The organism is Succiniclasticum ruminis DSM 9236 (assembly GCF_900112895.1).
In the GTDB taxonomy this organism is placed as follows: Bacteria; Bacillota; Negativicutes; order Acidaminococcales; family Acidaminococcaceae; genus Succiniclasticum; species Succiniclasticum ruminis.
In genome coordinates this window covers 12,379-27,773 of the sequence record NZ_FONL01000001.1, presented here as the reverse complement: position 1 = coordinate 27,773, position 15,395 = coordinate 12,379, and the positions used below count along the sequence as shown (strand labels likewise).

13 protein-coding genes are annotated in these 15,395 nt (G+C 50.0%); all 13 read left to right on the top strand.

Annotated elements, in window-relative coordinates; genetic code table 11:
- Nucleotides 1-231: 231 nt before the first annotated feature.
- The 13 genes from BM159_RS00110 (at nt 232) to BM159_RS00050 (ending at nt 15,293) form a co-directional block, all read left to right on the top strand.
- Complete coding sequence (locus BM159_RS00110) at nt 232-1,047, top strand: basic amino acid ABC transporter substrate-binding protein (protein WP_093912252.1); 816 nt, start codon at nt 232-234, stop codon at nt 1,045-1,047.
- 135 nt (nt 1,048-1,182) lie between these two features.
- The gene (locus tag BM159_RS00105; protein WP_093912251.1) at nt 1,183-1,956 is read left to right on the top strand and encodes a basic amino acid ABC transporter substrate-binding protein; all 774 of its coding nucleotides are present in this window, start codon (nt 1,183-1,185) and stop codon (nt 1,954-1,956) included.
- Nucleotides 1,957-2,170: 214 nt separating this feature from the next.
- Nucleotides 2,171-2,827 (top strand): amino acid ABC transporter permease, encoded by a 657-nt coding sequence (locus BM159_RS00100; protein ID WP_093912250.1) that lies wholly within the window; start codon nt 2,171-2,173, stop codon nt 2,825-2,827.
- Nucleotides 2,824-3,561, top strand: a complete 738-nt coding sequence (locus BM159_RS00095; RefSeq protein WP_425443203.1) for an amino acid ABC transporter ATP-binding protein — start codon at nt 2,824-2,826, stop codon at nt 3,559-3,561. Before BM159_RS00100 ends, BM159_RS00095 begins: the two co-directional genes overlap by 4 nt.
- Nucleotides 3,562-3,641: 80 nt before the next feature.
- Nucleotides 3,642-4,460 (top strand): hypothetical protein, encoded by an 819-nt coding sequence (locus BM159_RS00090; RefSeq protein ID WP_093912249.1) that lies wholly within the window; start codon nt 3,642-3,644, stop codon nt 4,458-4,460.
- Nucleotides 4,461-4,714: 254 nt separating this feature from the next.
- Nucleotides 4,715-5,266: a ribosome hibernation-promoting factor, HPF/YfiA family gene (gene hpf, locus BM159_RS00085; RefSeq protein ID WP_093912248.1), complete on the top strand. Its 552-nt coding sequence runs from the start codon at nt 4,715-4,717 to the stop codon at nt 5,264-5,266.
- A gap of 226 nt (nt 5,267-5,492) precedes the next feature.
- Complete coding sequence (gene secA, locus BM159_RS00080; protein WP_143089375.1) at nt 5,493-8,030, top strand: preprotein translocase subunit SecA; 2,538 nt, start codon at nt 5,493-5,495, stop codon at nt 8,028-8,030.
- Between the two features lie 34 nt (nt 8,031-8,064).
- Nucleotides 8,065-9,190 (top strand): peptide chain release factor 2 gene (gene prfB / locus BM159_RS00075; protein ID WP_177205854.1). Its coding sequence is split into 2 segments (ribosomal slippage): nt 8,065-8,133 and nt 8,135-9,190, totalling 1,125 coding nucleotides; the frame shifts between segments, so codons are not numbered across the junction.
- A 61-nt stretch (nt 9,191-9,251) separates the two neighbouring features.
- Nucleotides 9,252-11,399: a DUF5693 family protein gene (locus tag BM159_RS00070; protein WP_093912246.1), complete on the top strand. Its 2,148-nt coding sequence runs from the start codon at nt 9,252-9,254 to the stop codon at nt 11,397-11,399.
- Nucleotides 11,392-12,483: a polysaccharide pyruvyl transferase CsaB gene (gene csaB, locus BM159_RS00065; RefSeq protein WP_093912245.1), complete on the top strand. Its 1,092-nt coding sequence runs from the start codon at nt 11,392-11,394 to the stop codon at nt 12,481-12,483. The genes BM159_RS00070 and csaB overlap by 8 nt, the downstream gene beginning before the upstream one ends.
- Before the next feature lie 96 nt (nt 12,484-12,579).
- The gene (gene ftsE, locus BM159_RS00060) at nt 12,580-13,272 is read left to right on the top strand and encodes a cell division ATP-binding protein FtsE (protein WP_093912244.1); all 693 of its coding nucleotides are present in this window, start codon (nt 12,580-12,582) and stop codon (nt 13,270-13,272) included.
- Entirely contained in the window at nt 13,256-14,143 is an 888-nt protein-coding gene (gene ftsX / locus BM159_RS00055) for a permease-like cell division protein FtsX (protein ID WP_093912243.1), read from the top strand. The genes ftsE and ftsX overlap by 17 nt, the downstream gene beginning before the upstream one ends.
- 13 nt (nt 14,144-14,156) lie before the next feature.
- Nucleotides 14,157-15,293 carry a murein hydrolase activator EnvC family protein gene (locus BM159_RS00050; protein WP_093912242.1) on the top strand — a complete coding sequence of 379 codons (1,137 nt, stop codon included), beginning with the start codon at nt 14,157-14,159 and terminating at the stop codon, nt 15,291-15,293.
- The last annotated feature ends 102 nt before the right edge of the window (nt 15,294-15,395 follow it).

The following is a 15,395-nucleotide window of genomic DNA, read 5'->3' as shown; positions in this document are numbered from 1 at the left end:
GAAGTAAGTCCTGCCGTCAATAACGAGAGGAGTAGTAGTGGGGAGCAGTTGCTTAGGAGCGAACCTTCCAGCAGGCGGGTGTGGGGGCGAAAACCAGGTCAGCCGGGGCGTTTTTATTCAGGCAGGTGCTTGAACCGGTTTTCCGGTATCCTGTGCCAGGCAAAGCCTGGCCTTATAAAAAGTATCTGCCCGGAGTATCGGTATTGAATAACAGGTTTGGAGGGGAAGTAAATGAAAAAAATTACGGTATTGTTAAGCGTTCTGGTCCTGGCGCTGGGTATTTTGGCTGCCGGCTGTGGCGGCGGGGACAAGAAGGATGAAAAGAAGCAGGCGGCTGCACCGGCTCCGGCAGCCAAAGAAGAACTGCTCGTAGGTACGGAACCGTCCTTTGCGCCTTTTGAATTCCCGGAAAAAGATTCCAAGGAATTTACCGGCTTTGATATGGACCTGATCCGCGCTATCGCCAAAGAAATGGGTTACAAAAAGTGCACCATCAAAAACATGGGCTTTGATGCCCTGATTCCTGCCATCAACGCAGGCAATATTGATGTTTCGATTGCGGGCTTCAGCATTACAGAAGAACGGAAAAAACAGGTCATCTTTTCCCAGCCGTACTACAAATCCGGCCTGGCCTTTGTAGTACGCAAGGATGTGAACGATGTCAAGAAGTTTGAAGATCTGAAAGGAAAGACGATTGCGGTACAGCTGGGTACGACCGGCGCTTTGTACGGGGAAAAACTGAAAGATAAGGGCTCTGTTGTGAAGACCTTCAACACCAGCGATCTGGCCTGCATGGAACTGAAGAACAAGGGCGCGGATGCGGTTATCAGCGACCTTCCTGTATTACAGTACTTCCTGAAGAACGGCGGCAGCGAATACGCGAAGCTGGCCGGCGAGCCTCTGACCGCGGAAGATTACGGTATCGTAATTTCCAAGAAGAATCCGGAACTGGCCAAGGGGATTGACAAAGCGCTGGATGCTTTGAAGAAGAACGGCACCTATGACAAGCTGTATGAAAAATGGTTTGGCAGCAAACCTGCAAAATAAGATACAGCGTTCATGGTTGTGGTTAAGTAGTATAAGGATTTACACGATTTGTTTAGCAACGAAAGAATCCGTTTGATTTTATGTAAACTTAAATTATGCTGAACAATTAATTAATGCGAGGAGGCAGAACAAAAAATGAAAAAAGCATTAGTGCTTATGATGACTCTGTTGATGGCCGTTATGATGGTAGCAGGTTGTGGCGGCGGTGAAAAAAAAGCAGCGCAGGCGCCCAAAGTTTTGAAAGTTGGGACAGAACCCACCTTTGCTCCCTTTGAGTTCCAGAAAGAAGGCAGCAAGGAATTTGACGGCTTCGACATGGATCTGATCCGCGCTATCGGCAAGCAGCTGAACATGAAAGTGGAAATCCTGAACATGGGCTTTGATGCACTGATTCCCGCCATCAATGCCGGGAATATCGATGTGGCCATCGCCGGTATGAGCATTACACCGGACCGTCAGAAAGCCGTGGACATGAGCGATCCTTACTACGTTTCCGGCCTGGTTGTTGTAGTGGGTAAAGACAACGCTGCAGTAAAGAGCGTAAATGACCTGAACGATAAGGGAATCGCGGTACAAATCGGCACCACCGGTGCGGAACGGGCGGCCAAGGTCCCCGGCGCCAAGGTTAAAAACTTCAATACCAATGCGGAAGTTTTCCTGGAATTGAAGAATAAAGGCGTTGAAGCAGTCATCATTGACAAACCGGTCGCGGAATACTTCCTGGCTACCGGCGGCGGCAAAGATTATGCCAAGATCGTGGGCGACACTATGGAAGCGGAATCCTATGGCATCTCCCTGAAGAAAAACAGCCCGCTGACCAAAGACATCAACAAGGCCCTGCTGGACCTGAAGAAAAACGGCGAATATGAAAAACTTTACACGAAATGGTTCGGCGCTGTAAAAAAATAAGTTGTTAAGTTTTTACAATAAATCTTTGTTTTGCTATTCGTAATAATGCAAAAGGGAATTTTGCATAAATTCCCTTTTGTATTTTTTATTTATGTAGTATAATATTTGAAAAGCTTTTCTGCCGTGCCTTTTCAGGTGCGTTGCGGCAGAGTGCCTTTGCATTTGCGATGGATTGCAAAATGTAAAAAAATACAAAAATAAGAAGGTTTGCCTTATGGACGTTAATTTTGATTTGATGAAAAACGCGTTCCCACTGTTGGTTGCGGGCGCCGGCATTACGATTGAAATCACGGCTCTCAGTGTTTTCTTCGGTATGCTGATTGGTATCGTCGTGGCCCTGGTTCGCCTGTCTGATTTTAAGATTTTGCGCTGGCTGGGCAATGTGTATGTGGATTTTATCCGGGGAACACCGCTCCTGATCCAGATTTTCCTGGTTTACTTCGCGCTGCCCAGCATTATCGGGCACCGGGTAGACGCGTTCTTCGCGGCGATTTCCGCCTGCTCCATCAACAGCGGTGCCTATGTGGCGGAAGTGTTCCGGGGCGGCATCCAGTCCATTGACGTGGGTCAGATGGAAGCTGGGCGCAGTCTGGGCATGACCTGGTGGCAGACGATGCGCTATATCATTTTACCCCAGGCCTTCAAGCGAATCATCCCTCCGCTGGGCAACGAATTCATCGCCATGCTGAAGGATTCATCCCTGGTTTCCGTAATCGGATTTGAGGAACTGACCCGCCGGGGTCAGCTGATTATTGCCCGTACGTATGCGTCCTTTGAGATCTGGATGGCGGTAGCGATCATCTACCTGATCCTGACATTTACGGTAGCCCGGCTTACCGGCCTCCTGGAAAGGAAGTTTGATACAAAATGACAGAACGACAGGATATTATTAAAATTACGGGTCTGAAAAAGAGTTTCGGCGACCTCCATGTATTGAAGGGCATTGACCTGTATATCAAAGAAAAAGAAGTGGTGGTCATCATCGGGCCCTCCGGCAGCGGCAAGTCCACCCTGCTGCGCTGCATCAATTACCTGGAAGAACCCACGGGCGGGGAGATTGTGTTTGACAACATCCCTCTGAACGGGTCAGCGAATATCAATGAGGTCCGCAAGGAAGTGGGTATGGTGTTCCAGCGTTTCAACCTGTTCCCCCACATGACGGTGCTGGAAAACCTGGTGCTGGCTCCCATGAAGGTGCGGAAAACCGGCCGGAAGGAAGCGGAAGAACTGGCCATGACGTACCTGAAAAAAGTCGGGCTGGCGGAAAAAGCGAATAACTATCCGGACCAGCTTTCCGGCGGGCAACAGCAGCGTGTGGCTATTGCCCGGGCTCTGTGCATGAAACCCAAAGCCATGCTGTTTGACGAGCCGACTTCGGCGCTGGATCCGGAAATGATCAACGAAGTGCTGGAAGTTATGAAGCAGCTGGCCAAAGAAGGCATGACCATGGTTGTTGTTACACACGAAATGGGTTTTGCCAAAGAAGTGGGTGACCGGGTGCTGTTTGTGGACGGCGGGTATATTGTGGAAGAAGGAACACCGGAGCAGGTATTCGACCATCCGCAGAACCCCAGGACCCAGAGTTTCCTGTCCAAGATTCTGTAATACAGGGGGCGTTTGCGAAAACGCTGCAGGGGAAAGATTGAAAACGTGTTTGTGTTACGCTTTACAGGAGGATAAATACCATGTTGAAAAAGACGGTAATGTTGTTTCTGGCGTTGATCCTCATAATCAGCGCATCTGCAGGTTTTGCTGCAGAAAACGCGAATGGCAAAACCGGGAAGGCTGTGAAGACAGAACAAAGTAAGTATCCGGCTGCTTATGAAAAGGCGATCCTTGCTGCGAAAGCGGAAGTTCCGGTTGCAGCAGTTTTTCAGGGATTGTTAAATGAACAGGAAACTGATACGACTGTTGCTTTTTTGTTTTTTGATAATAATACACTCCGTGCCTATGAGGTTACTGTAATTAAAAAAATCAATAAAGTGAAAACCGTTAAAATCGGGGGCAGCAATATTCCCGGCAGCACAACCGTTAATAAAACAGTGGAAGACATTGAAGAAATAGTAAGGCTGGAGTATCCGGACGGGAAGATAACCTCAATTGAACAGAAATACGAAGGGAACCTCAGCTATTATGAGGCGCAAGTGGAAACACAGCGGTTTACGGCAGATATTAAGATCAATCCAGTGACCGGGGCGATTGGCAGCCGGGTACTGGAATATAAAGTGGAAATGACCAAGACGGAAGTCGGGGAGCAACCGTCAAAAGAAGAACCGGCTAAGCCGGAAAAGCAGAATCCGGTTCCTCCTGTTCCCACCGAATGGATGTGCGGTAACTGCGGAACCCTGAACCATGAAGGACAGTTCTGCATCAACTGCGGTATCCGGAGACCTGCGGAAATGAACGCGCCTGTTGTTAAATGCAACAAATGTGGCTGGGCTTCCGCAGATCCCAATAACCTGCCCAATTTTTGTCCGGAATGCGGCAATCCATTTCAACATTAAGGGTTAATGAAACAACGAGTTGTAACGAATTGTGCAGTTTTTAGTAAAAAAGTGACAAAAGTTAGAAATCTGTATTTACAAACAGGAATAATATGTAATACGTCGAATGAATAGATAGCAGACAAAGGGGAGGAGCCCTGCGGACAGGATTTGCAAAGAGGAGGCATTACAGATCAGTTAGAGGACGGGCCGCAGCTTCCTGATCCGGAGCCTGTAATAACCAAGTAACCTTGGACGTTCAAGGAGGACTCAGTATGGCAATTATCGTAAAAGGCAGAAACGCAGTTGTATCACCGGCGGTCAAAGCGTACCTGGAGAAAAAGATCGATAAAGTTACCAGGCAGTTTAAAGCGGTGGGAGATATTACTGCAGTACTTAAGGTAGAAAACGGAAACCATATTGCTGAAATCACCGTTCCGGCTAAGGGTATCCTGCTGCGGGCCCAGGAATCTACAAAAGATATGTATTCTTCCATCGATCTGGTGGTGGAAAAGATTGAGCGGCAGGTACACAAATATAAGACCAAATTAATGAAACGGAAATACAGCAACTTCCGGGAAGTTCCTGTAGAAACCCCGCCTGCAGTGGAAGCGGTTCCGGTTCAGGCGGAAGCGGAAGAAGATTTTAAGATTATCCGCAGCAAGAGTTTTACCATGAATCCCATGACACCGGAAGAAGCAATTTTGCAGATGAATCTGCTGAATCATGATTTCTTTGTATTCTATGATCCGGATTTTGGAGGAGTAAGCGTAGTGTACCGGCGTAAAGACGGCAATTACGGACTGCTGGAGCCCAAGCTGGAGTAAAACATCTGTTGCATATTCAACGCAGGACGAAAGTCCTGCGTTTTTTGTTTTTATTCTTCACGTAAACTTCACAAACTTTACTACAGAAATGGCGGTGTTTTTTTGACTTTTGCGGCTCTTTCTGTTAAAATTTTATGATAGACAATAATGGATAATTGTTTGCTAAAAACATGAAGAAAAATATAACCATTAATGAAAATTCCCAGGTTAAGGAGTGATTAGTTTGCTGGAATCTTTAATAAAGAAGATATTCGGAGATCCCAATGAAAAAGAATTAAAAAACATCCAGCCGATTGTAGACAAAATCAATGCGCTGGAGCCTGAAATGGAACGGATGAGCTCCGCCAATCTGCAGGCAAAGACGGCTGAGTTTAAACTGCGCCTGAAAAAAGGCGAGACGCTGGATGATATTTTGCCGGAAGCCTTTGCGGTGGTAAGGGAAGCGTCCAGGCGCGCCACCGGTCTGCGCCATTTTGATGTGCAGCTGATCGGCGGCGTGGTACTGCACCGGGGCAAGATTTCCGAGATGCGTACCGGTGAAGGCAAGACCCTGGTAGCAACGCTGCCGGTGTATCTGAACGCGCTGACCGGTCGCGGCGTCCATGTAGTTACCGTCAACGATTATCTGGCCCGCCGTGACAGTGTGGATATGGGCCGTATTTATAATTTCCTGGGACTGACAGTGGGTCTGATCGTCCATGATCTTGATTTCACGGAACGGAAGGCTGCGTACCAGGCTGATATCACGTACGGAACCAACAACGAATTCGGCTTTGATTATCTCCGCGATAACATGGTGGTAGATAAAGACCAAATGGTACAGCGGGAACTGAATTACTGTATCGTGGACGAAGTGGACTCGATTCTGATTGATGAAGCCCGTACCCCGCTGATCATTTCCGGCCCCGGCGAAAAATCCGCCGATTTGTACAAAGTTATCGCCCGTATCGTTGCCAACATGAAACCAGGCGAGGACTACACCGTCGATGAAAAGCAGAAGCAGGTGGCGCCTACGGAAGTGGGTATCGCCAAAGCGGAAAAGGCGCTGGGCGTGACCAACCTGTATGATACGGAACACGGCGTGGACTTCTCCCACCATATCATGTGCGCGATCAAAGCCAAGGAGTTGATGATCCGTGACCGGGATTATGTGGTGAAAGACGGAGAGGTCATCATCGTCGACGAATTTACCGGACGTCTGATGTACGGGCGCCGTTATTCCGAGGGCCTGCACCAGGCCATCGAGGCCAAGGAAGGCGTAGTGGTGCAACGCGAAAGCCAAACCCTGGCCACTATCACCTTCCAGAATTATTTCCGCATGTATAAAAAACTGGCCGGCATGACCGGTACGGCCAAGACGGAGGAACAGGAATTCCAGAAGATTTATGGTCTGGACGTTGTTGTGATTCCCACCAACAAGCCCATGATTCGTACCGATTATCCGGACGTGATTTATAAGACCAAGGCTGCCAAGTACAGGGCGGTAGTAAAGGAAATCGTAGAACTGCACAAGTCCGGACGGCCGGTACTGGTAGGAACTACTTCTATCACCCAGTCCGAAGATCTGAGCGCGCTGTTGAAAAAGCAGGGGATTCCCCATAACGTGCTGAATGCCAAGTACCACGAAAAAGAAGCTTTGATCGTGGCAGATGCAGGCCAGCCGGGCCAGGTTACCATCGCTACCAATATGGCGGGCCGCGGAACCGACATTGTGTTGGGTGAAGGCGTGGCCGAAAAGGGCGGCTTGCACATCCTGGGCACGGAACGGCACGAAAGCCGCCGTATCGACAACCAGCTGCGCGGACGTTGCGCCCGTCAGGGCGATCCCGGTTCTTCCCGTTTCTATCTGTCCCTGGAAGACGATCTGATGCGTTTGTTCGGCTCTGATAAGATTAAGGGCATGATGGATAAACTGGGCATGGAAGAGGACGAGCCTATTGAAAACAAAATCGTGACCAGCTCAATTGAAAACGCCCAGAAGAAAGTGGAAGAACGCAACTTTAACATTCGTAAGATGGTTCTTGAGTATGACGATGTCATGAACCAGCAGCGCGAGGTTATCTACAAAGAACGCCGCAAGGTGCTGGATCAGGAGGACCTGCGTTCTACCGTCATGGAATTCACGCACAAGATTGTGGACCGGGCCATGACCATGTACTGTCCGCCGGAATCCTATTCCGAAGACTGGGATCTGAAGAACATGGTTCGCTACTGCGAGGAGTTCTTTGCTCCTTTTGGCGAGCTTAAAGAAGAAATGCTGGCAGACCTGGGCCGGGAAGAAATCGGAGAGTACCTGCATAAGCTGGCGGAGGATATTTACGCCAGCCGTGAGGAAGAAATCAGCCCCGAAATCATGCGGGAACTGGAAAACCTGGTAATGCTGAAGGTCGTTGATAACCACTGGATGGAACATCTGGACGCCATGGACATGCTGCGTGAAGGAGTGGGCCTGCGGGCGTATGGGCAGAAAGATCCTCTGGTGGAATATAAGTTTGAAGCCTTCGATATGTTTGAGGCCATGATTGAGGCTATTGAAGATGACGTAGTAAAGTATATGTACCGCGTCAATGTGATATCCCAGCCTTCCATGACCATGGACGACCCTCTGGAAAACGCTACCATGAATAATCCGACGGTGGATACCCCGGAGGAGGAAGCCGTAAAACAACCGGTAGTTAACAAAGGACCGGAAGTGGGACGGAACGATCCGTGTCCCTGCGGCAGCGGAAAGAAATATAAAAACTGCTGCGGCAAAGGGAAATGATTAAAAATAACCAGTAAAGGATGTGAGAAAGTTGCTGCTTGAAGAATACAGACCTGAAATCGTAGCTCTCAAGAAAAAACTGGACGAAATGAGGGGGTCTCTTTGACATCCCCAGCAAAGAGGAAAAGATTGCCGAGCTTGAACATCTGATGGGCGAGCCTTCCTTCTGGGATAATCCGGAGAAGGCCACGAAGATTTCCAAAGATGTTGACGGTTTAAAATCGGAAGTTGATGAATATAAAGCTCTGGAAACAGGGTTGGACGATCTGGAAGTGCTGCAAGAGATGGCAGCGGAAGAACAGGACGAGTCCCTGATTTCGGAACTGGATGAAACGTTAAATAAAATCAAAGAGAATCTGCACCATCTGGAGCTGGGGATGCTGTTGTCGGAAGAGTATGATGCCAACAATGCCATCCTGACTTTGCATGCAGGTGCCGGCGGGACGGAGGCCCAGGACTGGACCTCCATGTTGTTGCGCATGTTTACCCGTTTCGCGGAACGGAACGGTTACCAGGTGGAAATGCTGGATTATCTGGCAGGGGATGAAGCAGGAGTCAAGAGCGTAACGTTGCAGATTAACGGGCACAATGCTTACGGTTTTTTCCGCAGTGAGAAGGGGGTGCACCGCCTGGTACGTATTTCACCTTTTGACGCTAATGCGCGCCGCCATACGTCGTTCTCCGCAGTGGATGTAATGCCGGAGCTGGACGATACGGTCAATGTGGAAATTAACATGGACGAAGTGCGTGTGGATGTATACCGGGCCAGCGGCGCCGGCGGACAGCACGTCAACAAGACTTCTTCAGCCGTTCGCATGACCCACCTGCCTACTGGTATCGTGGTGCAGTGCCAGAACGAGCGGAGCCAGATCCAGAACCGTGAAAAAGCGCTGCAGATGTTACGCGGTAAGCTGTACGCATTTGAAAAGGCAAAGCGGGACGCCAAAATCAGCGACCTGGCCGGGGATTACCAGGCCATCGAATGGGGAAGCCAGATCCGTTCCTATGTCTTCCAGCCTTATACCATGGTGAAGGATCATCGTACATCTTATGAAACTTCCAACGTGGATGGTGTGATGGACGGGGATTTGCGTCCATTTGTAGAAGCCTACCTGCGTCAGGAATATGAAGCCAAAAGACTGGCGGCAAAACAAATATAATCAGTAACAGCGACGTATGCCGGGAGATATACGCCGCTGTGAGTTATGCGGAAAAAGAAGAATGAGTTTACAGAATTGGAAAGAACGTTACAACCCCATATTGGTCCTGTGCATCGCCGTTGCGTTCTGTGCGGCGCTGTATCTGATGCAGATCCGCGTGGGCATTGAAAAACGCAACGATACGGTAGAACAGACCCTGGACTATCAGGCAATCCTGATGATGGCCCAGCGGGAAGGTTACAGCAGCGAAAAGTTGCTGCGGCAGTTTAAGGACGCCGGTGTAACTACGCTGATTGTGTACGACACCACGCTGGAACGGCTGGACAGGGAAAAACGTGTTTCCGCTATGCCGGGAGATGTGCTGCAAAAGTCGGCTGCCGGTGTACACCGGGGCGATTTTGACACAATCCTTGTTTCACCGGCTCTTGACCCAGACGCTGTATATGTGACCCGGGGTCAGGATGAAGAGGCCTGGAACGAGGTGAAAGAAGACCTGTTCCTGCGTTACGGTACAGAGCGGGTGAAACAGTTCAGCCAGACTCCGGAAATTCTGGAAGTGAAGGGTGACTCCCGTCTGTTGCTGGAACCGGATTACAGGGCCAAGACGCCTATGATGCAGGCGCCGCTGGGTCTGTCCGTGAAAGAACTGCGGGAAGTTAAGGAAAAGGGGTTTTATATTGCGGTACGTCCGCAAAACTATCTGCCTTATACACAAAAGGGAGTGGACAGCCTGTTTGCCCGGATTGATAAAGCGGGTGTGCAGGTGACCACCTATATTCCCTGCGGTACGGACGTAATCGGTTTTCCTGCCGATATAGAGTATATGGGGAGGAAACTGCGGGAGCGGAATATCCGGTTGGGGTTGCTGGAGCATGTGACCCAGTTGCAGTTTGCCAAATTTGCGGGGCTGGACGCCCTGCTTCGCAGTGTGGACAACAATGCGGTACGCGTACTGAACATTGACGCCCAGGAAAACAGCAAACTGATGATGCCGGACGCGTTGCGGCGCTGGGCGCTGGCAGACGAGGAACGGAATATCCGGGTCAATTATGTACGCCTGTTCCTGAAACCGCAGAACGGGGTGGATATTATTGACCTGAATCTGGACTATATGCGGCAGATCACGCAGCAGGTGAAAGGCCGCGGTTATAAGATCGACGTGGCCGGTGTGTTCCAGAAACCGGGCGGTACAGATGCTTCTGCCAATGGTAATCCGGGGTTTGCCGGGTCTTATGATCCGGACCGTAAAGCGCTGCTGTTAGTCGCTTTGGGAGCCTGGTCGGCGCTGGCGTTATATATGGGAATGATTTTGCCATCCTGTAAAGGCACGAAGCAGTACTTGCTGGTCATTGCCGGTATGCTGATCACGGCATATAGCTTGTTCATGGGACGCGGTCTGTCCATACGGCAGGGACTGGCCTTTTTATCGGCGGTGCTGTATCCGGTCCTTTCCATCAGTGTGATTCTGACCTTGTGGGAAAATATAAAAACAGATACTAAATCAACTGCAGGCGTAATTTTTACCGCTTTATGGCAGCTGGCTCTGGCTATTGCCCTTTCCCTGATTGGTGCGACCCTGAACGGTTCTATCATGGGAGACCTGCGTTTTCTGCTGGAAGCGGACATTTATCGTGGCGTAAAGCTTACTTTTATTATGCCGGTGCTGTTAACATTGCTGCTGTTTTTGCGGCAGTACAGCATCTTTCAGGAAACAGGGAGAAAAGCAGCCGACCTGTTTGCCCAGCTGGTACGGATCTGTAAGATGCGCCTGACCCTGGGGCATTTTGTGATATTAGGCGTCTTGCTGTTTGTAGCGTATATCTTTGTAGGCCGCAGCGGACATACCGGCGGCGTGCCGGTGCCTGCCATCGAAATCAAACTGCGCCTCTTCCTGGAAGAGGTAATGTATGCCCGTCCCCGTGAAAAGGAATTCATGATTGGTCATCCGGCCTTCTTCCTGGCCGTTCTGGCCGCATACCGTATGGCGCCCAACTGGTGTAAACTGGCACTGGTGTTGGGGGCTGTCATCGGTCAGGGCTCCCTGGTGCAGACGTTCTGCCATATGCGAACACCGGCTATGATGAGTTACATCCGTGCGGCAGACGGCTATCTGCTGGGTTCTGTTCTGGGAATTATTGCGGTAATCGTAGTTTCAATTTTAATGCCATATGTTAAACCGTGGCTAAGGAGATTTTCTGTTAATGAGTAAAATCGTAATTTCCGGTTATTACGGGTTCAATAACGCCGGTGACGAAGCGTTGCTGACGGCGATTCTGGCTGCTTTGCGTACAGAAGAACCGAAGGCGGATATTACCGTGATTTCCGGAAATCCGGGAAATACAATAGCTAAACATCAGGTTAAATCCCTGTACCGTTTTGCGGCGGTGCGTCTGTTGCGGGCTATCCGCGAGGCGGATCTGGTCATCAGTGGCGGCGGCAGCCTGCTGCAGGATGTGACCAGCAAGCGCAGCCTTGCCTATTATCTTTCCGTGATTGCAGCGGCAAAATGGAAACGGAAGAAGGTTATGCTGTTCGCCCAGGGTATCGGTCCGATCCGCAGCCGGTTCATGCGGCTGCTGACCCGTCTGGTAGTAAACAAGGCGGACGTGATTACGGTGAGGGACCGTGATTCGGCAGAAGAACTCGCGCGTATGGGCGTTTCTGCTGCAAAAGTGGAAGTTACGGCGGATCCGGTTCTGATGTTAAATCCTGAATCAAAAGTAATGGGGAAAAGCATACTGGCAGAAGCCGGTCTGGATCCCTACAAACCGATTATCGGCGTTTCCGTGCGGGAATGGCCGGAAAATCAGCGCTGTCTGAAACAACTCGCGGAGGCGTTGGGAAAACTCAGCGAAGAATATAATGCCCAGATAGCCATTTTGCCTTTGCAGCTTTCCAAAGACTTGAAAGACAGCCAGTTGCTTCAGAGTTATCTTCCCAAAATCAGGAACAGGGTTGCCCTGCTCCAGGGGGATTATTCCACAGAGGAATTTCTGAGTATCATTGGCAGCTTCCGGTTGCTGATCGGCATGCGGCTGCATGCGCTGATTTTTGCCGCTGTGATGAAAGTGCCGCTGATGGCCATATCCTATGATCCCAAAGTGGACAGTTTTCTGAAAGCTATCGGGACAGAGGCGGTGGGAACGGTGGAAACACTGGATGCCGGAAATGTTGAAAGGGAAGCAGAAGAACTGTGGGGGCGCAAACCCCAGCTGCAGGAGGAACATCTTGTGGCTATGCGGGAGCTTGCCCAAAGCACGGTGTCCAAAGCTTTTGCTCTGTTGCATAAGTAATAATTCGCAATTATTTTGCAAACGGTGTACACAAAAAGTAGTATATTATAAATGGTGAATTACTTTTTTTGAAGCGTTTTGGAGGGAGTTTAACCAGTGCTGGAAATGACAGATGTCAGCAAAACATATCCCGGCGGGAATGTGGCGCTGCGTAATATTAATATTCGAATTGAACAGGGTGAATTTGTATTCATTGTAGGTCCCAGCGGGGCCGGTAAGTCTACATTTATCAAGCTGCTGTTCCGGGAAGTGCTTCCCACTTCGGGCAGTATACGGCTGAATGATGTGGACATTTTGAATTTGACAGCGAAAGAAGTACCGTACCTGCGGCGCCAGCTGGGGATCATATTCCAGGATTACCGTCTGCTGCCGGACCGTACGGTGTATGATAATGTAGCCTTTGCCATGCAGGTTATTGAAGCGCCTTACCGCAAGATCAAACGGCGTGTAATGAATGTGCTGGACCTGGTAGGTCTGCGACGCCGGGCGTATTCCAAGCCCAACGAACTGTCCGGCGGAGAGCAGCAGCGTATCGCTATTGCCCGGGCTATTGTCAACAGCCCCAGTCTGGTGATTGCAGACGAACCTACCGGGAATCTGGATCCGGAAACCAGTATGGAGATTATGGAGATTTTCCAGGAAATCAACAATACCGGCACGACGATCATCATGGCCACTCATGACAAGGAAATTGTCGACAGCATGGGCAAGCGGGTCATCGCAATCGAACACGGTGAAATCGTTCGTGACGAATTGAACGGAGTATACGGATATGAGTCTGAGCAGTAAAGAATATTTTATCCGTGAGACAGGCAAATCCATTAAACGAAACGGTATAATGAGTTTTGCATCTGTCTCTACGGTTGCTGTTTCTCTTCTGGTCCTGGGGTTGTTCCTGCTGATGTACCTGAATACGGACAACCTGGCGAAATATCTGGAAGGCCAGGTGGAGATGACGGTCTATCTGGAGGATACCGCTACCGGGGAAGAAGTAGCCGAGATGCGGGAAAAACTGAAAAAGATGGAAGGCGTAGTCCAGGTTACGGAAGTAACAAAAGCCATGGCCATGGAACGCTTTAAAAATCGTTTGGGAGACCAGGCAACTTTATTGAAGGCATTGGGCAAGGACAATCCTTTCCCGTTTTCTTTCGAGGTCCAGGTAGACAGGCCGGAACGGATCAAGGCATTGGTTTCCCAGGTGGAACACTGGCCCAAGGTAGAAACAGCAAAATTCGGACAGGAAGTGGTGGAGCATCTCTTCGCCCTTACCAAGGTGATGCGTATCGGGGGTGCAGTGCTGATTGTATTCCTCTGTTTTGCGACCTTGTTCATCATTATCAATACTATTCGTCTTACAGTGTTTGCCCGGCGGCGTGAAGTGGTTATTATGAAGTACGTAGGCGCCACTGACTGGTTCATCCGCTGGCCCTTCCTGCTGGAAGGCATGACCCTGGGGCTGGGGGGCGGTATCATTGCCTGTGCTGTAGTCGATTTGATTTATGTCAGTCTCAGCGGCAGGCTGCATACGACCTTTGCGTTTTTCCCGGTGTTGCCGTCCTGGCCAACCCTGCTGTATGCGGATATTTTCATCCTTGCCTGCGGCACGCTGATAGGGGCATTGGGCAGCTACCTTTCCCTGAAGAAGTTCCTGCGGGTTTAGGAGGAGCTGCCCTATGAGATTACGTAGATTATTGGCAGCGTTCTTCGCAGTATGGCTGTTCCTGCTGAATATGCTGCCTGCTTTTGCCGCCAGCGAAATGGAGAAAAAACAGAAAGAACTGGACAAGGCCCAGCATAATGTGCAGGTGGCAGAAGAAAAGAAAGACCAGGCGAAACATAAAGTCGCAGAGGCAAAAGAAAGCCTGGGCGAAATCGTCAGTAAGTTAAGCCGCCTGCAGCAGGATATCGATGTGCTGCAGAAAAAAGCAGACACGCTGCAGAAGGATATTGATAAAAACACGGCCGAACTGAATAAAAAGAAAGAGGAAATGGAAGGGCGGATGCTGATCTACCGTCAGCGCCTCCGTGATATATATGAGAACGGACAGATCAATTACCTGGACGTATTGCTGGGGGCCAAGGACTTCGGTGATTTTGCTTCCCGTATGTACCTTTTGCAGAAAATCATCCGCAGCGACCTGGACCTGATTGCCATTGTGGAAAAAGAGGCTGCGGAAATCAAGAAACGGCAGGATCAGCTGGACGGCCAGATGGGCGAAATCAAAAAGGATAAAGCCGCTCTGGAACAGAAACGCAGCAGTGCGGAAGAGATGCGCCAGCAGCGTGCCCAGAAACTGTACATAGCGGAAGAAGAAAAGCGTAAGTCAGAGGAAGAATATGACCGTATGCTTGCTATTTCCGATAATATCAAGGCGATGTTGCAGGGGATGGAAACTGCTTCCGTGATGCCTTCCGGCGGAGGGAACGGCTCTTTCGTATGGCCCTGCTCCGGTACTATTACTTCTTATTACGGCTGGCGCGTACATCCGATTTTCGGTACACGGAAATATCATTCCGGCATGGATATTGCGGTAGATTACGGCACACCTATTCATGCGGCGGCAGCCGGGGTGGTTGTGTATTCCGGCTGGATGGGCGGTTACGGTTATGCTATCATGATCGACCATGGCGGCGGGCTGGTTACTATTTACGGACATAATTCCAGTCTGTCTGTAGGTGAAGGCCAGCGGGTATCACAGGGTCAGGTTGTGGCCCTGGCAGGCAGTACCGGGTATTCCACCGGTCCCCACTGCCACTTTGAGGTCCGCCTTCACGGCGAAGTGACGGAACCGCTGAATTATCTGCCTTGATTAAGAAAAACGTTTTGTAACGGCGTCTTGCCGCTGACTGTACGGGGACGTTAAAAGGAGGAAGGGGCTTGTCCTCCTTCCTCCTTTTTGATATCACGCTTT